At 67.3% G+C, this 18,601-nt stretch carries 14 protein-coding genes and 1 tRNA gene; 12 read left to right on the top strand and 3 right to left on the bottom strand.

Annotation, left to right across the window (positions count from 1 at the left end):
- Positions 1-29 precede the first annotated feature (29 nt).
- Positions 30-5,327, bottom strand: a complete 5,298-nt coding sequence (locus ACTXPP_RS09265) for a DEAD/DEAH box helicase (RefSeq protein WP_443341888.1) — start codon at positions 5,325-5,327, stop codon at positions 30-32.
- A 166-nt stretch (positions 5,328-5,493) separates the two neighbouring features.
- On the opposite strand from ACTXPP_RS09265, the gene ACTXPP_RS09260 reads away from it, so the two are divergent.
- From ACTXPP_RS09260 to ACTXPP_RS09205, 12 genes are all read left to right on the top strand, one after another.
- Positions 5,494-6,258, top strand: coding sequence for a 3'(2'),5'-bisphosphate nucleotidase CysQ (locus tag ACTXPP_RS09260; protein WP_301497963.1), 765 nt, complete (start codon positions 5,494-5,496; stop codon positions 6,256-6,258).
- Between the two features lie 649 nt (positions 6,259-6,907).
- On the top strand, positions 6,908-7,756 hold the full coding sequence (locus ACTXPP_RS09255; RefSeq protein WP_301497961.1) for a thymidylate synthase: 849 nt from the start codon (positions 6,908-6,910) through the stop codon (positions 7,754-7,756).
- On the top strand, positions 7,756-8,388 hold the full coding sequence (locus ACTXPP_RS09250; protein ID WP_301497959.1) for a dihydrofolate reductase: 633 nt from the start codon (positions 7,756-7,758) through the stop codon (positions 8,386-8,388). The genes ACTXPP_RS09255 and ACTXPP_RS09250 overlap by 1 nt, the downstream gene beginning before the upstream one ends.
- 44 nt (positions 8,389-8,432) lie before the next feature.
- On the top strand, positions 8,433-8,693 hold the full coding sequence (locus ACTXPP_RS09245; RefSeq protein ID WP_301497957.1) for a mycoredoxin: 261 nt from the start codon (positions 8,433-8,435) through the stop codon (positions 8,691-8,693).
- A 439-nt stretch (positions 8,694-9,132) separates the two neighbouring features.
- A complete protein-coding gene (locus tag ACTXPP_RS09240; protein ID WP_301498528.1) occupies positions 9,133-9,501 on the top strand; it encodes a DUF485 domain-containing protein in 369 nt (122 codons plus the stop codon).
- Positions 9,502-9,529: 28 nt separating this feature from the next.
- On the top strand, positions 9,530-11,161 hold the full coding sequence (locus ACTXPP_RS09235) for a monocarboxylic acid transporter (protein WP_443341886.1): 1,632 nt from the start codon (positions 9,530-9,532) through the stop codon (positions 11,159-11,161).
- 112 nt (positions 11,162-11,273) lie between these two features.
- Complete coding sequence (locus tag ACTXPP_RS09230; protein ID WP_301498524.1) at positions 11,274-12,524, top strand: cation:proton antiporter; 1,251 nt, start codon at positions 11,274-11,276, stop codon at positions 12,522-12,524.
- Between the two features lie 54 nt (positions 12,525-12,578).
- Positions 12,579-12,651: transfer RNA gene (locus ACTXPP_RS09225), tRNA-Arg, on the top strand.
- Positions 12,652-12,881: 230 nt separating this feature from the next.
- Entirely contained in the window at positions 12,882-13,499 is a 618-nt protein-coding gene (locus ACTXPP_RS09220; RefSeq protein ID WP_443341905.1) for a TetR/AcrR family transcriptional regulator, read from the top strand.
- Entirely contained in the window at positions 13,496-13,858 is a 363-nt protein-coding gene (locus ACTXPP_RS09215; protein WP_443341884.1) for a PH domain-containing protein, read from the top strand. The genes ACTXPP_RS09220 and ACTXPP_RS09215 overlap by 4 nt, the downstream gene beginning before the upstream one ends.
- Complete coding sequence (locus ACTXPP_RS09210) at positions 13,840-13,980, top strand: PH domain-containing protein (RefSeq protein ID WP_443341882.1); 141 nt, start codon at positions 13,840-13,842, stop codon at positions 13,978-13,980. The genes ACTXPP_RS09215 and ACTXPP_RS09210 overlap by 19 nt, the downstream gene beginning before the upstream one ends.
- Complete coding sequence (locus ACTXPP_RS09205; protein WP_443341880.1) at positions 13,977-16,748, top strand: PH domain-containing protein; 2,772 nt, start codon at positions 13,977-13,979, stop codon at positions 16,746-16,748. The genes ACTXPP_RS09210 and ACTXPP_RS09205 overlap by 4 nt, the downstream gene beginning before the upstream one ends.
- Before the next feature lie 54 nt (positions 16,749-16,802).
- Here the strand turns inward: ACTXPP_RS09205 and ACTXPP_RS09200 are convergent, their stop codons facing one another.
- On the bottom strand, positions 16,803-17,486 hold the full coding sequence (locus ACTXPP_RS09200) for a CE1759 family FMN reductase (protein WP_301496270.1): 684 nt from the start codon (positions 17,484-17,486) through the stop codon (positions 16,803-16,805).
- Entirely contained in the window at positions 17,486-18,595 is a 1,110-nt protein-coding gene (locus ACTXPP_RS09195; protein ID WP_301496272.1) for a CE1758 family FMN-dependent luciferase-like monooxygenase, read from the bottom strand. Before ACTXPP_RS09195 ends, ACTXPP_RS09200 begins: the two co-directional genes overlap by 1 nt.
- Positions 18,596-18,601 lie beyond the last annotated feature (6 nt).

The raw sequence follows: 18,601 nt of genomic DNA, 5'->3' as shown, positions 1-18,601 counted from the left end.
GCCACAACGGTACGGCCAAGTAACTGATATCACCGCACGATCAGGCCCTTCGGTGTCAGCCGTGCGCCGGCCTCCGTCCAGGCCCGGGTAGCTGCGCCGAGTGACATCACGTCGATCCCGTTGACCTTCTCTACTGTGACCGGTGACAGTCGCTTCGCTTCAATGGCGGCCGACAGAGCGGAGACCACCGCCTGGACGTCGCCGGGATCGACGTCCACCGGCCCGTCTCCCAGGCTCGGACGTCCGAAGGCTGTCACCGTCCTGCCCCCACGGCTGAGGTGGGCCAGCAGTCGACCATCCTGCACCACGACCAGGGCGCCAGCGCCACGAGTCGGTCGGGCGGAGGCTCTATCGGTCGAAGTGTCAGTGCCCTCTGCCCCATTGTCCGGCCACGGCACCGCCGCGCCGAAGGGGTTCGCCGGGTCGGACGCCGCCAGCAGCACCGGTGTCGACGACTCTGCAGGTGCCGGTTCCTCCTCCATGTCGCGCAGCCGGTCGATGACCTCGCGGGAGGCGAACTGTGCCCCGCCCAGGCCGTCGACGATGTATCCGCGCAGCACGGTTCCGTTGTCCTCCCAGGCGGTCAGCATCCGGTAGGCCGCGGCGAACCCGCCTTCGGTGTGTTCGGCGACGATGGATCCGCGGGTGACCACGGCGTAGCGGTCCAGCCATGCCTCACCCCGGGCGATCGCCCGATCGGTTACGGCACCTCCGGCCGTCGGCACCAGTGACCAGCGTCCGGGCACGCCGGCATGGGCGTTCATCGCCGCCCGGCGCAACCGCACTTCCTCGGAGCGCACGGTCTGGGCGAAGGTGGTCCGCCCCATGCGCAGTCGTCGGGTGGAGCCGCGACCGGCGTTGCGTCGCGGTGCCTTGTGCGCGCCCCGGTTACCCGCCGCGCTTCCGGACGCACCGCTTCCGGACGCACCGCCGGCACCCGTAGTTCCTCGCCCGTCACCGCGGCCGGCGCCAGCAGGACGGTCAGTGAAGCCGGTACCGGCGAGCCGGGCACGGATCGGGGCGAAGGAGTCCGGCATGAGTTGACCGGCGTCGAAGAGTTCCCAGATTGCGGAATCCACCGCATCGTGGGAGGGCCTGGTTGCCGCACCCGAAGTCGAGTCACCAGCTGCACCGGCGGCTGTACCCGCAGCTGTGCCGGAAGGATCGGCCTCACCCAGGGTCCGTTCGATCTCGGCGGCGAGGAAGGCTCCTCCCCCGCTCACCTTGTCGCGGATGACCTGGGCGACGGGACCGAGTGCCACCGGCGCGGTCAGGTTTCCTGCTGCCCCGTCCTCTGCCTCGAGATCCTCCACCAGCAGCGGCGCAAGGTCCGCGGGCAGCAGCATGATCCGTGGGTCGGTGGCCCCACCGGCACCACCGCCGACTCCGGCTCCGACAACCACGATCTCCCCACTGGCCATCAGGTCATCCAGGTCAGTGGACTGGTAGCCGGGGATGCGGGAGGGCAGCACCACGGTCTCCCAGGCACTCGCCGGCAGCGCGACCCCGGCGAGCTGTTCGATGACAGCCGGCAGGTCCTCCCGTTCGCCGATGCCGAGGGCATGCCATTCCTGCAGGAAGGACGCATAGGTCTGCGGGCTCACCGGTTCCAGTGATCCGCGGGCCTTCGCCAACGTCGCCGCCCGCAACCGTCGCAGGACACCGGCATCGACGTAGTAGTCCGCGCTGCCACTGGTTGCGCCGGCAGTGTCGGCAGTGTCGGCAGTGTCGGCAGTGTCGGCAGTGTCGGCAGCGATGGTGCCGGATGTATGTGCCTCCAGCCGCCGCGCCGACACCCACCGCTTCGCCAGAGCATCCGCCGTCGCCACGCCGAGGCCGAACTCGGTGGCGATGTCGGATGCCTCGAACGGCCCGTGGGTCCGGGCCCACCGTAGGACGAGCTGGTCGACGGCATCGACCACCCGGTCCTGCGAGGCGGCGACCCCGGGCGGTACCGGGATGCCGAGGCCGTCGCGCAGCAGGGCCGCGTCCTCCACGACCGCCCAGCGCAGCGTCCCACCGACCTTGACCTCACAGACCCGGCGCGGAATCACCGCGCGTACCTCGGCAAGGATCGCGTCCGGACCACTGCCGCGAATTCCATGCGAGGCCGCTGTTGCTATCGAGGACCCCGAAGCTGCCGGGGTCGCCGGGGTCGCCGGCGGATCGATCCGTCGTGCCACCTCCTCGGGCGTCAACGGGCCCAGGGCGCGCAGCATGTCCACGACCTGTTCCGCCGAGCGAGCCTGTCGCCCGGAGGCCAGCCACTGCAGGGAGGCGACGATCTCCTCGACCACGGCCGGGTCCAGCTCCAGACCCTCACCTCGTTGGCCTAGTACGGCGGCCAGCAGGGCGGGGTCCACAGACAAAGCAGCGGCCCGCTCTGCGGAGTCACCCTCGTAGAGGAAGGCTCCGGTGTAGCTGAACAGCAGGGACTCGGCGAACGCGGAGGGTGCGTCGGTGGTGATCTCGGCGACGCGCATCCGCCGGGACCCCACCGCACCGACGACCTTCTCCAAGGCAGGCAGGTCGTAGACGTCGCGCAGGCATTCGCGCATGGTCTCCACCATCACCGGGAACTCCGGGTGCGGCCGGGCGATGTCCAGCAGTTGGGAGGCACGCTGTCGCTGCTGCCACAGGGGTTGGCGTTTGCCGGGGTTACGCCGCGGCAGCAGCAGGGACCGGGCGGCACACTCGCGGAACCGTCCGGCGAACAGTGCGGAGGAGCCCACCGCATCGGTGACCTCGTTGACCACCGGGGCGGTGTCCACGGAGCCGCCGCTGCCTGTGTCCTGAACACCGCCGGCACCACCGGTGAGCAGTTCCACACCCGGCGGGTCCTCGGTGTACGGCAGGCGCAGGACGATACCGTCGTCCCCGGCCACCGCCATCGCGTCGATACCGGAGTGCCGCGACAGGGTCGCCCCGATCGCCAACGCCCACGGTGCATTGACCGAGCGTCCCCACGGGGTGTGCACGACCACCCGCCAGTCGCCGACCTCGTCGTGGAAACGTTCGATGAGGATGGTGCGCTCATCGGGCACGACCTGGGTGGCCTCCCGTTGTTCGGCGTAGAAGGTGTCGAGGTTGGTTCGCGTGTTGTCGTCGAGGAAGGACGCGGTCCGTACGTCGTCCTCACCGCCCTTGCCCCAGCCGCGACGGGCCGCGCCGATGACGGGGGCTAGTTCTGTGGGGCGTCCTTCGGCATCGCCGACCCAGAACGGCAGACGTCCGGTATGGCCGGCCGCCGGGGTGACGATCACCTGGTCGCGGGTGATCTCGGTGATGCGCCAGGACGATGCCCCGAGGGTGAAGACATCACCGACGCGGGACTCGTAGACCATCTCCTCGTCAAGCTCCCCGACCCTCCTTCCGCCAGCGCCCGCGCCGCTCTCCGCGCCGTCGGCGGGCAGGAACACCCCGAACAGACCCCGGTCGGGGATCGTCCCGCCGCTGGTCACCGCGGTTCGTTGGGCACCGGGACGTGCTTCGAGGGTTCCGGCGACCGGATCATAGATGACCTTGGGGCGCAGATCGGAGAAGTCGGTGGAGGGATAACGCCCACTGACCAGCTCAATCACCCCGTCGAAGGCTTCCCGCGGCAGGGCGGCATACGGGTGGGCCCGCCGGACGGTGCGGAACCACTCCTCGACCTCGACCATCCCAGGGTGCGGAGTATTCCGGCTGTCACCGGAGTCCGCAGCGTCCCCAGAGCCTGCAGCCTCCCCAGTACCACCGGAGCCCTGGCCAACCCGGTGGGTGGCCTGCGCCGTCATCGCCACGGTCTGCTGCGCCAGCACGTCCAACGCATTGGTCACCACCTGCAACGGCTCCAGGTCCCCGGCCAACATCCGGTCGACGATCACCGCCGCCACCTCGGCATCCGCCCGGTGCAGCGGGTACACCGTGCCGCGGGAGACCGCGCCGACGGTGTGGCCGGCGCGTCCGAAACGCTGCACCGCCGAGGACACGCTCGGCGGTGCACCGACCTGCACCACATGGTCCACCAGGCCCATGTCGATGCCGAGTTCCAGGGAGGACGTGGCCACCACGCAGCGCAGCGAGCCATCCTTCAGTGCGGTCTCGATGTCTGCGCGTTCGTCCTTCGACACCGACCCATGGTGGGCCCGGGCGATGACCTGCGGGGCGGCGGCGACCGATCCGGACTGCGCCATGAGCTGTGCCGGATCCCGCCGGGTCGGGGCGGCCAGCGACCCCGGGTCGTGTTCTTCGGCCCACATCTCGTTGAGCGCCCCGGTGAGTCGCTCGGCGGTGCGTCGGGAGTTGACGAACACCAGGGTGGAGCGGTTGTCCATGATCTGTTCGTAGATCGCCCGCTGCACATGCGGCCACACCGACTTCTGCTGCGGCAGGGCGGATTCCTTGTCCACCCCGGAGGCCACACGACGCCCGGAGCCGACGTCGGTGATGCCGCCGACACCCTCGCCGATGAGGGAGGGACCGAGCAACGCCTCGTCGATGGGATCGGCACCGCCGGCACCGTCCGTATCGTCCGGCAGCGCATCGTCCAGCACCGGCGGGTCGCGGAAGTCCTCGACCACGCTGCGCACCTTCACGTCCCACAGCTTCTGCGTGGGTGGGTTGACCACGGTGACCGGACGGTCGCCACCGAGGAAGGACGCCACGGTGTCCACCGGGTTCACCGTCGCCGACAAACCGATACGCTGCACATTCTGCTCGGTGAGCTGGTCAAGGCGTTCCAGGCTCAACGCCAGGTGTGTGCCCCGCTTCGTGCCGGCGACGGCGTGGACCTCGTCGACGATGACGGTGTCGACGTTGCGCAACGTCCCGCACGCCTTCGAGGTCAGCATGAGGTACAGCGATTCCGGGGTGGTGATGAGGATGTCCGGCGGGGTTCGCAACAACTTAGCCCGCTCGGCCTGCGGGGTGTCACCGGAACGCACACCGATGCTCACCGGAGCGATGTCGGCGTGGGTGGGGTCGTCGGACGCCGCGGCGGTGCGGGCGATACCCGCCAGCGGCACCTGCAGGTTGCGCTCGACATCCACACCGAGGGCCTTCAGTGGGGAGATGTAGAGGACCCGGGTGCCGGAGGTGCGGTTGGCGTCCTGCCCCGTCCCCCGCATCAACCCCTGCGAGGTCAACCGTGACAGCGCCCAGAGAAAGGCAGCGAGCGTCTTACCCGAACCGGTGGGAGCGACGACCAGGGCGTGGTCGCCGCGGCTGATCGCGTCCCACGCCTGCGACTGCACGACCGTGGGTTCGATGAACACGTCACGGAACCAGGACGCCACCGGCGCGAAGAAGCGGTCCAGCGGGTCGGTGGTGTCCGGCGTTCGGTTCATGCTCCCCAGTCAACCACGCGCCCCGGACACGAACTGTCACACCGGACTGCATGACGGATCAGGGCAGGCCCGATGCAGGGCGTTTACACCTGATGTCTGCCCCATCTCTCGTGATCTGCCCGTCCGGTGGGCCGAACTGTGGTCCAGGCGACTAGACTAGGCTGCCATGACGTCCTACATCGACGACGAGACCCTCGCCCGCCGCCTCGCCCTGGGGACCGGCGAGATCCTCAAGGGGGTCCGCAACGTGGGCCTGCTGAGCGGTGGGGAGCTCGGTGCGGCTGGCGACACCATCGCCCAGGACTGGATATCGCGCGCCCTGGCACGGCACCGGCCGGACGATGCCGTGCTCTCCGAGGAGGCCACCGACGACCTGGTGCGACTGGACTGCGAGCGCGTCTGGGTCATCGACCCGTTGGACGGCACCCGCGAGTACGCCGGCGTGCGTCAGGACTGGGCCGTGCACATCGCACTGGTGGTCAACGGCACGGTCGACACCGCCGCCGTCGGCATGCCCGACCTCGGCCAGGTGTTCACCTCCGGGGAGTCCCGTGCGGTCCCGGGGCGTCCGACGAACCGTCTGGTGATCTCCCGAAACTCCACCCCGGCCGTCGCCACCCACGTCGCCGAGGCGACCGGGATGGAAATGACCACCATGGGGTCCTGCGGCGCCAAGGGCATCAGCGTGCTGCTCGGCGACAACGACGCCTACGTGCACGCCGGTGGCCAGTACGAGTGGGACAATGCCGCGCCGGTGGGCGTGTGCCTCGCCGCCGGGCTGCACTGCAGCCGACTGGACGGCTCCCCGCTGGTCTACAACAACGAGGACACCTACCTTCCGGACCTGCTGATCTGCCGCCCCGAGGTGGCCGAGCCGATCCTCGCCGCCGCCGCGGCATTTCACGCCGAGCAAGGCAGCTACACCCTGTAGGGACAGTCTTCTGAGCGGTCATGCATGGCTGCCGCATGCCACACACATGTTCCGTGCCCCAGGAACTCCAACCATCACCTGCTGCACTTATGCTGCATTATGATGCTGTTGTAGTTATTATAATTTTCTCTCGCTTCCGCGGCCGCGCGAGCAACTTCTCACACACAGGGATGCTCAGGAGAGAAATTTTTCCTCTCTCAAAACTACTCGCGCTGACCTGTCAGATTACCGCGACCTGCAGCCCCCTGAGACCAAAAAGTAGCGGCAGAGACAAACCAAGAATCCTTTACCCACACCTTGCCAACTCATAAAATCTTAGACAGCCTCCGGAGACCCCTCCGGGTACACATAACCTGCAAGGATTCATCATGCTCGGTGGACTTCTCTTTGGCCTCGGTGCCACCCTCGGCAGCCTCGTCTTCGGCCTGCTCGCCCTGGTCGGCGGCACCGTCGGCACCGTCGGCACCGTCGGCTCCATCCTCTAGGACAATTCTCCAATAGTCTCCCCTTCCGAAACGCGGGGGAGTTCCGGACGCCACAGGTGCCCGACACTTGCCGACCGACCAGTCAGCTCCGACCGGTCGGTTTCTTGATGCCACTGTCGCCCCACTGATGCACGGCAGGGTCCTGCGGAACTATCCTGGGATCCATGCACGATGCCCCCTCCTCCCCAGACAACGCCTCCGAACGTCCCGCTGGCAGCGTCCCCACCCCGTACGAGGACCTCCTCCGCGAGATCCTGGCCGACGGCGTCCACAAGGACGACCGCACCGGCACCGGTACCCGGAGCCTGTTCGCACGCCAGATCCGCTTCGACCTGGCCGACGGCTTCCCGCTGATCACCACCAAGAAGGTGCACCTGCGGTCCATCGTCGGTGAGTTGCTGTGGTTCCTGAAGGGCGACTCCAACATCGGTTGGCTGCACGAGAACAAGGTCACCATCTGGGACGAGTGGGCCGACGAGAACGGCGACCTCGGCCCGGTGTACGGCGTCCAGTGGCGCAGCTGGCCCACCCCGGACGGCCGCCACGTCGACCAGATCTCCGCCGCACTGGAGACGCTGACGTCCAACCCGGACTCCCGGCGCAACATCGTCTCCGCCTGGAACGTCTCCGAGCTGGAGAACATGGCTCTCCCGCCGTGCCACCTGCTGTTCCAGCTCTACGTCGCCGACGGCAAGCTGTCCTGCCAGCTGTACCAGCGCAGCGCGGACATGTTCCTCGGCGTGCCCTTCAACATCGCGTCCTACGCCATCCTCACGCACATGTTCGCCCAGCAGGCGGGCCTGGAGGTCGGCGAGTTCATCTGGACCGGCGGCGACTGCCACATCTACGACAACCACGTCGACCAGGTGAACCTGCAGCTCTCCCGCGAGGCGCGCCCCTACCCGACCCTCGAGCTCAACAAGGCGGCCGACATGTTCAGCTACACCTTCGACGACATCGTCGTCACCGGCTACGACCCGCACCCCGGCATCAAGGCTCCGGTGGCGGTCTGATGGGCGCTGCAGAGAACGGCGCCGCCTTCACCGAACAACCGACGATCACCCGGGCCGACCTCCCCGGTTTCCCCGAGGGCATCGAGATCGGCATGATCTGGGCGCAGACCGTCGACGGGATCATCGGCGACGGCACCGACATGCCCTGGCACCTGCCGGAGGACCTGAAGCACTTCCAGGAGTCCACCGTGGGCACCCCGGTGGTCATGGGCCGGGTGTCCTGGGAGGCACTGCACCCGAAGTACCGGCCGCTGCCCGGCCGCGACAACCACGTGATCACCCGCGACGGCTCGTACGACGCCCCGGGTGGCACCGTCCACACCTCGTTGCCGGACGCCATCCTCGCCGCAGGACGCTCCGCCGTGGCATCCGGCGCGCCGACGGTGTGGATCCTGGGCGGCGGCCACGTGTACCGCCAGTGCGTGCCGGTCTCCGACCGGGTGGTGGTCACCGACATCGCCTGCGGCGCCCCGGAACGCTTCCAGGTCACCGCGCCCGACATGCGCGCCGACCCGGACTTCACCGCCGAGGACGGCCTCTGGCTGGACTCCGCGCGCGGGACCGCGCTCACCGGGGAGGACCCGCTGCACTACCGGATCTGCGAGTTCCACCGGAATTCCGCCCCGCACTGACACGTTGCAGTACACAGCCCCACTATTAAACAAGGAGAGAAAAATTGTCCACTGACGCCCCCGTCACCCTCTACACCACCACCTGGTGCCCCTTCTGCCAGCGTCTGACCGCCGACCTGGACGCGACCTCGACCCCCTACGAGCGTATCGACGTCGAGGAGCACCCCGAGGCCGGCGAGTGGGTGAAGTCGGTCAACGACGGCAACCGGGTCGTCCCCACCGTGAAGTACTCCGACGGCAGCCACGCCACCAACCCGCCGGCCGACGACGTGCGCGCCAAGCTCGCCGAGCTCGCCGAACAGTAGAGCTGAATCACCCTGACCAGTGGAGACCCCGGCACGTGCCGGGGTCTTCACTCATGTACGGGGCAAGGATGGGGGTAATGACGGGGGTATCAATGCGGCGGGCAGGCGTGGGAAGTTCGGACACTCCCGCCCCTCAGCGTCAGCGGCGGGGGCACTGAGGCGGGGACTACGGAGGAACTAACCCGCACGAGACAACCATTTAGACATGTTTTCGCACACACTTTCAGAACCCCCCTCACACGCCGCCTGAACACTGTGACGCGCACCACCCCCATAGGGCTCCACTGTACCTGCATGTCAACGCAGAGTGTGGGGGTGGAGTTTCCACCATCGGCACTGGTGACAATCTTTCACCTTGAAATGGTTTCCACGCTGTCTGTAATTTATCCCCCATCCACAGTTCTGCTGTGACCATGATCACTGACAAGAAAGGGAGCCGATGTCGACACCCGACGCCAGGCACACACCCACGCCGGAGGAGTTCCTCGCGGCACAGGCAAGCCCCGAATTCCAGGAACTCAAGAAGAAGCACCGCGGCTTCGCATTTCCCGTGACCATCGTGTCACTGGTGTGGTTCGCCGTCTACGTTATCCTCGCCCTCTTTGCACCGGACATGTACGCCACCAAGGTCTGGGGGAACATCAACGTCGGCATCATCATGGGTCTGCTCCAGTTCGTCACCACGTTCGCCATCACCTACGTGTACGTGAAGTTCGCCAACAAGCAGATCGAGCCCCGTACCCAGGCTATCCGCGACAAGTTGGAGCGCACCGGCGAGTTCGCCGGTACCGGCCCGGCCACGGCGTAACCCGTCGACCACGAACTGAGAGAGATTCATGCAGACACATTTCCTCGCCCAGTCTGACACGGGCAATCCCCTACTGAACATCGCGATCTTCGTCGGCTTCATCGTCGTGACGATGTGGATCGTGACCAAGGCCAGCAAGTCCCAGCAGAAGGACTCCGCCAAGGACTTCTACACCGGTGGCGCCAGCTTCTCCGGTACCCAGAACGGTCTCGCCATCGCCGGTGACTACCTGTCGGCGGCGTCCTTCCTCGGTATCGTCGGCGCCATCGCGCTGAACGGTTACGACGGATTCCTCTACTCCATCGGCTTCCTCGTCGCATGGATCATCGCCATGCTGCTCGTCGCCGAGCCGCTGCGTAACACCGGTAAGTTCACCATGGCGGACGTGCTGTCGTTCCGCCTGAAGCAGCGCCCCGTGCGACTGGCCGCATCCATCGCGACCCTGTTCGTCTCGCTGTTCTACCTGATCGCCCAGATGGCCGGTGCCGGCTCCCTGGTCTCGGTGCTGCTGGACATCCACGAAACCTGGCAGCAGGCCCTCGTCGTCGCCATCGTCGGTGCCGTCATGATCGCCTACGTGCTGATCGGCGGCATGAAGGGCACCACCTACGTCCAGATGATCAAGGCCGTGCTGCTGTGCACCGGTGTGTTCGTCATGGCCGCCATCATCCTGGTCGCCTACAACGGCAACTTCTCCGAGCTGCTCGACGAAGCAGTCAAGGCCCACGAGGTCGCTGGTACCGAGAACCCTGAGGGTATCCTCGAGCCCGGTATGCGGTACGGCGGTTCCCTGATGGGCAACCTCGACTTCATCTCCCTGGCCATGGCACTGTGCCTCGGTGTCGCCGGTCTGCCCCACGTGCTCATGCGCTTCTACACGGTTCCGACCGCCAAGGAGGCCCGTAAGTCCGTGACCTGGGCCATCGTCCTGATCGGTGGCTTCTACCTGCTGTCCCTGATCCTGGGCTACGCCGCTGCCGCCTACGTCGGTGTCGACACCATCCGCGAAGCACCGGGTGGCGCCAACGCCGCCGCACCGCTGCTGGCACTCGAGCTCGGCGGATCGATCTTCATGGCGGTCATCGCCGCGGTCGCCTTCGCCACCGTGCTCGCCGTGGTCGCCGGCCTGGCCATCACCGCCTCCGCATCCTTCGCCCACGACTTCTACGACTCAGTCATCCGTGGCGGCAAGTCCACCGAGGCCGAGCAGGTCCGGGTCTCGAAGATCACCGTGGTTGTCATCGGTATCGCCTCGATCATCCTGGGTATCCTCGCAATGGACCAGAACGTGGCCTTCCTGGTCTCCCTGGCATTCTGCATCGCAGCATCCGCCAACCTGCCGACCATCCTGTACTCCCTGTACTGGAAGAAGTTCAACACCACCGGTGCCGTCTGGTCCATCTACGCCGGCCTGGGCACCGCGCTGATCATCCTGATCTTCTCCAACGCAGTCTCCGGTACCCCGTCCGCGATGTTCCCGAACTCCGACTGGTCCCTCATCGACCTGACCAACCCGGCTCTGTTCTCCATCCCGATCGGCTTCCTGGCCGGCATCATCGGCACCTACGTCGGCAAGCCCGACAACAAGGACGCCCTGCAGGCCGAGATGGAGGTCCGCTCCCTCACCGGTGTCGGTGTCGAGGCTCCGGTCGACCACTAGCCACCATCCCACCACGCCCGGTGGCTCACCACCCATCACGGGCCACACCACGAACCCCCTCCCCCGCACCAGGGCAGGGGGTTCGCCCGTTGCTGCACTAGGCTAGGTCACCATGACCGACGTCCTCGTCTCCTTCGCCTGGATCGTCGCCGCCGGCCTCCTGGCCCCCATCCTGGCGTTCCTCACCGGCAAACGGGTTCCCGCCGTGGTATTCCTGCTCGTCCTGGGCGTCCTCATCGGCCCCTACGGGTTGGAACTGGCACAGGACGGCGATGCCATCGAACTACTCAGTGAGCTCGGCCTCGGTATGCTGTTCCTGCTGGCTGGTCTGGAGATCAGTCCCGCCCTGCTGAAGAGCAGGGAAGGTGGACATGCCCTAGCCACCTGGGCGCTGTGCATCGTGCTGTGCTTCGGCGGCGCAGTGGCACTGACCGGCGGCGACATAAGCATCGCGGTCGTCCTCGCCATCGCCCTGACCTCCACCGCGCTGGGCACCCTGCTACCGATCCTGAAACAGGCCGACCTGACCGACACCCCGGTCGGCAACAGTGTGCTGATCCACGGGGCGATCGGTGAGCTCGGTCCGGTGCTGGCGATGGCGATCCTGCTCTCCACCCGCTCCACCTGGGCCACCGCCGTCCTGTTGGTCGCGTTCTTCGCCATCGCCCTACTCATCGCGCTACTCCCCCGCACCGTGCGTGCCGTCGTCCCCGCCGTGGGGTGGGCCATCCGGGATGGGGCGGGGTCCACCAACCAGACGGTGATCCGCAGTATCGTCCTGGTCCTTGCAGTCCTGATGGCCGTCGCCGCCGTCTTCGAACTCGACGTGGTCCTCGGCGCTTTCGCCGCAGGCATCATCCTGCGACAACTCGTCCCGGCCGAGAACCGCCACGGGCTGGAGTCCCAGCTGGAGGTGATCGGCTATGGCCTGCTGATCCCGGCATTCTTCGTGGTCTCGGGCATGGGGATCGACACCGGGGTGATCACCGACCGACCGTGGTTCCTGCTCGCCATCCCGGCGCTGATCCTGGTGACCCGCGGACTGCCGGTGTTCCTCCGCGAAATGTGGACGGCCACCGGCTCCGAGTTGTCGGGCTGGCGTGAGAAGTTGCAGGTCTCGCTGTACGCCGCCACCGGCCTGCCGATCATCGTGGCGGTGACCGGGGTGGCCACGTCCTCCGGGCTCCTCGGTAGCGAAGAGGCCTCGCTGCTGGTCGCCGGTGGCGCGCTGACCGTCCTGGTCTTCCCCTTGTTGGCTGCAATGGTCGGCCCGTCGCGGAAGAAGGCCGGTTCTGACGGTGCCGCTCCCGCCGCTGACACCGACGACACCGCTAATGATGCTGATGACGTCGCCGCGCGGTGACCGGGGAGGCCGTGTCACATTCTGCGGCGGTGACACGCTAGACTGTCCGCGTGCGCCCCAGTAGCTCAGGGGATAGAGCACCGCTCTCCTAAAGCGGGTGTCGCAGGTTCGAATCCTGCCTGGGGCACAACAGATGACAGATCGGCCGGCTGCTCCTTCAGCCCCCCGGTCCCCTCACTCCCGCTCCCTGGTGGTTCTGCCCCCCTCAGACCACCCGGGAGTGGGAGTTTCCGTATCCCGGGAGTGGGAGTGTCAGTATCAGGGGACTTTCCCAACTCCTGCCCACCACCTCCCCAGGGACCTCCCCCGTTGCAAAAATTAGACCAAACGGTTTAATCCTGGACCACGAGGTCCAATATTGAGCCACGCAGTCTGACATTCATCGAACAGGCCCGGCGCGCCCAGATCCTCAGGGCCACCGCCGAGGTCGTGGCCCACGAGGGCTTCGGGAAGGCCTCGCTCTCCCGGATCGCGCAACAGGCCGGCGTCAGTAAAGGCGTGGTCACGTACCATTTCTCCACGAAGCGCGAGATCCTCGACGAGATGGTCCGCGACTACTACCAACGGGGCTGGGACTTCATGGCGCCCCGTATCTATGCCGAGGACACCGCCGTCGGGCAGGTCAAGGCCTGGATCAGTACCCAGATCGAGTTCTTCACCAGTAACCCCACCGAGTTCTTCGCCGCTGCGTCCATCACCACCTCCCTGCGCGACGACGCCGCACGCGCCCAATCCACCCAGGACAACAAGGAATCCGTCGACGGCATGGCCGAGATCCTCGCAGCCGGCCAAGAGGAGGGCCAGCTCAGGGACTTCAACCCCCACAGTGTCGCCAACATCATCCTGCGCAGTATCGACGGCGTCCTGTCGTCCTGGGCCAACGCCGCCATGAACGACGACACCCTCAACGTGGACGAAGAAATCGCCGCACTGAAGGACTTCATCGGCCACGCCATCAGGAAGGCCTCCCCATGAAAGAGATGAACGACCCCGCCCATCCGATCCACCGCAAAGCCATCGCATGGTGGATGCTGCAGTCGAGCGTCCTGATGGTCGCTGTCTTCGTCGGCATCGCCGCGCTCGGCTGGCTCATCGAGGACACCCGCCCGTTCCTGCCCGTCGTGATCGTCATCGCGGCCGCGTTCTGGCTGGTGGGACTGTTCGTGGAACCGTTCTGGCGCTTCCGCGTACACCGGTGGGAAACCACCGACACCGCGGTCTACGCCCGGACCGGGTGGCTGGTGCGGCAGTGGCGCGCCGCCCCGCTGCCCCGGATCCAGGCCGTGGATGCCACCCAGGGCCCCTCGAGCAGATCATGGGACTGTCCACGCTGAAGGTGACCACGGCATCGTCCTCCGGTGCCATCGAGATCAGCGGCCTGGACAAGGCGACCGCCGACCGGGTCGCCCGCGAGCTCACCGAGGTCGCCGAGCTGATCCCGGGAGATGCGACATGACCGGCGACACCACCGACACCACCGACCCCGCCGATGCCGCAGCCGTCACCCCGTCCACCTGGAGCCGCCTGAGCCCCCGGGTGATCTGGGTGGACCTGGTCCTGACACTGCTCTCCCTGATCCCCGGCCTCATCGCCCTGGCCATCACCCGCAGTTCCGCCTCCGGCGACGTCATCTGGCCGCTGGTCGGGCTGGCCGCCTTCGGTGTCCTCAGCGCCGTCGGCGACGCCGTACGCTGGCTGTTCACCCACTACCGTGTCTCCGGCTCCCACATCGAACTGCGCACCGGCGTGATCCTCCGCCAGCACCGCTCACTGCGCCTGGAACGCATCCGCAGCGTGGACATCGAGGCGAAACTGCGTCACCGCGTCTCCGGCCTACGGATGGTCAAGGTCGGCGCCGGCCAGCAGGCCAGCGCCGGTGAGTCGGCGTTCACACTGGACGCACTGTCGCAGCAGGACGCACTGAACCTGCAGGACGCTCTGCTCGCCTCGCGGTCCACGCGGTCGCAGCGTCCGACGCAGGCGACGGACACGCGCCCGGACGCCGACACCGACGCCGACGCCGACACAGAAAACAACGCCGACACCCCCACCGAACCGCTGAAGGTCTTCGCGACCTTCAACCCCCGCTGGGTCGTCTACAACATGTTCAACATCTGGGGCTACCTCCTCGCGCTCGGTGTGATCGGCGGCGCCTGGGGCATCCTGTCGATGGTCGGGATCGACCTGTTCGGGCTGATCGAGGGCCTGTACGACTGGGGCTCACTCGGCTGGCTCGGCATGACCGTCGCGATCGTCGTCGGGGTGACGCTGCTCGCCTGGATCGGTCTGACGCTGAACTACTTCGCCGAATACTGGCAGTTCGAACTTGCCCGTGTCCCCGGCCCCGACGGCACCCAGCTGCGCACCCGCCAGGGCCTGTTCACCACCCGTGAGGTCAACCGGGACGAGAACCGGATCCGCGGGGTACAGATCGCCGAACCGGTGTGGTGGCGGTGGCTGGGCATCACCGACACCCACGTGATCACCACCGGCCTGGACATCAACGCGATGACCGACCCGGCGGCGATCCTGCCGCGGGTGCACCGCGACGTCGCCAAGCGCACCGCGGCCGGCGTCCTGAACCAGGACGTCTCCCTGTACGACGTACCGCTGCGTCCGCACCCGAAGGTCGCACTGGTCCGTCGCCTGTGGTGGGCGATACTGGTGTCGCTGGCGGTCACCGTCGTCCTCGGCGGGGTTGTACTGTCTGACCTGCTGCCGGTGTGGACACTCTGGGCGCTCCCGGTGGTGTGGGCACTGTGCCTCACCGGCGCGGTCATCGCCTACCGGGCACTCGGCCACGCCGAGTACGGTCCCTACCTCATTCTGCGGTCGGGCCTGTTCTACCGGGCGACGGTCGTGCTGCGTCGGGACGCGGTGAGCACCGTGGGTGTGCGCGAGTCGGTGCTGCAACGATGGCTGGGACTGCGCACGGTCTCGGTGATGACCGCTGCGGGCTACGGTGGCTACGACCTGCCGGACGTCGGGGTCCGCGATGCCACCGCCCTGGCCGAGAAGTACTCACCCGGCATCCTCGACGGGTTCACCCATGAACTTCCGATGCCGCAGGGGCGTCCTACGGGTGCCGGGGAGGCGGGAGCTGCAACAACGGTACGCATCCCCGCCCCTGACCTGGCGCGCGGCGTGATGCTGCTGCTGATCGCCATGGCCTATGCGGTGGTGCACGCCGGGTTCGGATTCGGGGAATCCACCGCGGGCCTGTCGTGGTGGGACCAGGTGGCGGCCGGGGTGTCCGCCCTGGTCCTGGACAACCGGGCGTTCCCGATGTTCGCCATCCTCTTCGGCTATGGACTGGCCTGGAGCGTGCGGCGACAACGCGAACGCCAGGTGTACCGGGTGGACACCCAGCTGCGGCTGCGACGCCGGGCCTGGATGCTGCTGGCCATCGGTGCGGTGCATGCGGCACCGGTCTTCCCTGGCGAGATCCTCACGTCCTATGGTCTGGCGATCCTACTCATCGGATGGCTGCTGTTCCGTTCACAGCGCACCCTGCGCCGGGCTGCGGTGGTCACCGGCGTGTTCTACCTGGTGACCGTCACCGTCGGCATGATCATGCAGGCGTACTCGCGGGACGAGGCCGGGAGTGCGATTGCCGCGATCCCCGGCTATACGACGGCGGAGGATTGGGTGGAGCGGATCATCGGTGTGCCGATCGGCCCGGTGTTCCTCGCGGTGACTTATCCGCTGCTCCTGCTGGTGATCCTGGGGTTCATGGCAGGCAAGGCCCGGCTTCTGGAGGAGCCGGCGCAGCACCGTGTCCTGCTGGTCCGCACCGCCGTGTGGGGCATCGGTGCGTCTGTTCTCGGTGCCGTGCCGTCGGTGCTGGTGATGTCGGGTGTTCTGGAGACCGGCTGGGTCAACGAGGGCCTGATGATGTCCCTGCAGGTGTTGACCGGTGTTGCCGGCGGTGCCGGCTATGTCGCCCTGTTCGCCTTGTTCAGCGACCGGCTCGTGGCCGCGATGGGCAGGGTGATGACGGCGGTCATGGCGATGGGCAAGAGGTCGTTGACCTTCTACCTGCTCAACTCGGTCCTGGTCGCGGTGGTCCTGCACCCGGACCTGGTCGGGCTGTCGACCGGTCCGTTGGGGGCACTGGGGGTGGCGGCCGGTGCCTGGCTGGTGTCGCTGTCGCTGGCCACGGTACTGGAGCGGGCAGGATGCCCTGGCCCGATGGATCAGCTCATGGCCCGGGTCGTGAGGTGAGCGGCGCTGCGGGGCGGGAAGTGGGGCCGAACCCGCATGGCTCGGGGCAGGCGGTCAGTTCCCGGTGTGACCGGCGAGCAACGTGGCGAAGCCGCCGTCCGGGATGCGGAAGTCCTCGCTGGCCGCCTCGCTGGCGGCGTCACTGCTGGCGGTACCGGCAGTGTCAGCAGTGCCGGCAGTGTCGGCGGCCAGCCCGGCCACCCCGTCGACCCGGGTAAGCTGCGAAGCCAGTTCCCCGGCCGCCTGCCCAATGCGCCGGTCCAGGCCGGTGTCGGCACCGAAGTCCCCGGTCGCGGCGAAGACACCGGTCGGCAGGACCACGGCGTGCAGGAAGCCCAACAGCGGACGCACCGCATAATCCAGCACCATGGAGTGCCGTTCGGTGCCGGCGGTGGCGACCATCGTCACCGGGATCCCGTCGAGACTGCGCTTCTCCAAGGTGTCGAAGAACATCTTGAACAGCCCGGAGTAGCTGCCCTGGAACACCGGGGTCGCGACGATCAGGGCGTCCGCCCCGGTCACGGCACGCTGGGCATCCACCAGCGCCTCGGTGGGCATGTAGGTGGTCATGAAGGACGCCAGGTCGGACGCCAACACCCGCAGATCAACGGTGTGCACCTGCAGCCCCTCCCCCGCGGCGGTGACCTGACGGGTCGTGGCGGCGGCGATGGACTCGGCGACCTGTTTGGTCGTCGACGGGTTCGACAGGCCGGCGTTGACGATGACGAGTGTGCGCATCAGTTCTCCTCCTTTTCCTGCTCGCTGTTCTTCGCGGGTTCAACCTCGGCCAGTCCGGCCCGGGGCGGGTCGGACGGTACGTGTGCCGGACGCCGCGCCTCGAACTCGCGGCGCAGCACCGGCACGACCTGGGTGCCCAGGATCTCGATCTGTTCCAGGACCACGTCCTTCGGCAGTCCGGCATGGTCGACGAGGAACATCTGTCGTTGGTAGTCACCCACGGCATCGGCGTAGCCGAGGTAGCGCTCGATGACCTGGTCGACGGTGCCGACGGTCAGCGGGGTCATCTTCGTGAAGTCCTCCATCGACGGCCCGCCGCCGTAGACCGGTGCCTCGTCGAAGTAGGGGCGGAAGAGCTTCTTCGCCTCCGCCTCGGTGTCACCGATGAACACCTGCCCGCCGAGTCCGACGATCGCCTGGTCGGCCGACCCGTGACCGTAGTGCTCGAAACGCTGGCGGTAGAGCTGCACCATCTGCTGAGTGTGCTCGATGTTCCAGAAGATGTGGTTGTGGAAGAAGCCGTCGCCGTAGTAGGCGGCCTGCTCGGCGATCTCCGGGGAGCGGATCGAGCCGTGCCAGACGAACGGCGGGGCGCCGTCCAACGGTCGGGGTGTAGCGGTGAAGCCCTGCAGCGGGGTGCGGAACTTCCCCTTCCAGGTGACGTTCTCCTCCCGCCACAGCCGCCGCAGCAGGTGGTAGTTCTCCACGGCCAGCGGGATGCCCTGCCGTATGTCCTGTCCGAACCACGGGTAGACCGGGCCTGTGTTGCCGCGTCCCATCATCAGGTCGAGGCGCCCTTCGGTGAGGTGCTGGGCGTAGGCGTAGTCCTCGGCCAGCCGGACCGGGTCATTGGTGGTGATCAGTGTGGTGGCGGTGGAGAACCGGAGCGTCGAGGTCTGCGCGGCGAGGTTGGCCAGCAGGATCGGCGGGTTCGCCGGGGCGGCGAAGGGCGGGTTGTGGTGCTCGCCGGTGGCGAAGACGTCGAGACCGACCTCCTCGGCCTTCTTCGCGTAGTCGACGGTGGCGGTGATGCGCTCGTGTTCGGACGGGGTGCGTCCGGTGACAGGGTCGGTGGTGACGTCGCCGATGGTGAAGATTCCGAAGTCCATGCCCCC

The organism is Candidatus Corynebacterium faecigallinarum, assembly GCF_052264515.1.
Taxonomy (GTDB): domain Bacteria; phylum Actinomycetota; class Actinomycetes; order Mycobacteriales; family Mycobacteriaceae; genus Corynebacterium; species Corynebacterium faecigallinarum.
Note: the sequence above shows the minus strand (reverse complement) of the source record. Positions and strands in the feature narration are given on the sequence as shown.

What these genes read in the sequence shown, in the direction of transcription:
- ACTXPP_RS09265 (WP_443341888.1), bottom strand. Translation starts at nt 5,327, where the DNA reads ATGAACCGAACGCCGGACACCACCGACCCGCTGGACCGCTTCTTCGCG.
- ACTXPP_RS09260 (WP_301497963.1), top strand. Translation starts at nt 5,494, where the DNA reads ATGACGTCCTACATCGACGACGAGACCCTCGCCCGCCGCCTCGCCCTG.
- ACTXPP_RS09255 (WP_301497961.1), top strand. Translation starts at nt 6,908, where the DNA reads ATGCACGATGCCCCCTCCTCCCCAGACAACGCCTCCGAACGTCCCGCT.
- ACTXPP_RS09250 (WP_301497959.1), top strand. Translation starts at nt 7,756, where the DNA reads ATGGGCGCTGCAGAGAACGGCGCCGCCTTCACCGAACAACCGACGATC.
- ACTXPP_RS09240 (WP_301498528.1), top strand. Translation starts at nt 9,133, where the DNA reads ATGTCGACACCCGACGCCAGGCACACACCCACGCCGGAGGAGTTCCTC.
- ACTXPP_RS09235 (WP_443341886.1), top strand. Translation starts at nt 9,530, where the DNA reads ATGCAGACACATTTCCTCGCCCAGTCTGACACGGGCAATCCCCTACTG.
- ACTXPP_RS09230 (WP_301498524.1), top strand. Translation starts at nt 11,274, where the DNA reads ATGACCGACGTCCTCGTCTCCTTCGCCTGGATCGTCGCCGCCGGCCTC.
- ACTXPP_RS09215 (WP_443341884.1), top strand. Translation starts at nt 13,496, where the DNA reads ATGAAAGAGATGAACGACCCCGCCCATCCGATCCACCGCAAAGCCATC.
- ACTXPP_RS09210 (WP_443341882.1), top strand. Translation starts at nt 13,840, where the DNA reads ATGGGACTGTCCACGCTGAAGGTGACCACGGCATCGTCCTCCGGTGCC.
- ACTXPP_RS09205 (WP_443341880.1), top strand. Translation starts at nt 13,977, where the DNA reads ATGACCGGCGACACCACCGACACCACCGACCCCGCCGATGCCGCAGCC.
- ACTXPP_RS09200 (WP_301496270.1), bottom strand. Translation starts at nt 17,486, where the DNA reads ATGCGCACACTCGTCATCGTCAACGCCGGCCTGTCGAACCCGTCGACG.
- ACTXPP_RS09195 (WP_301496272.1), bottom strand. Translation starts at nt 18,595, where the DNA reads ATGGACTTCGGAATCTTCACCATCGGCGACGTCACCACCGACCCTGTC.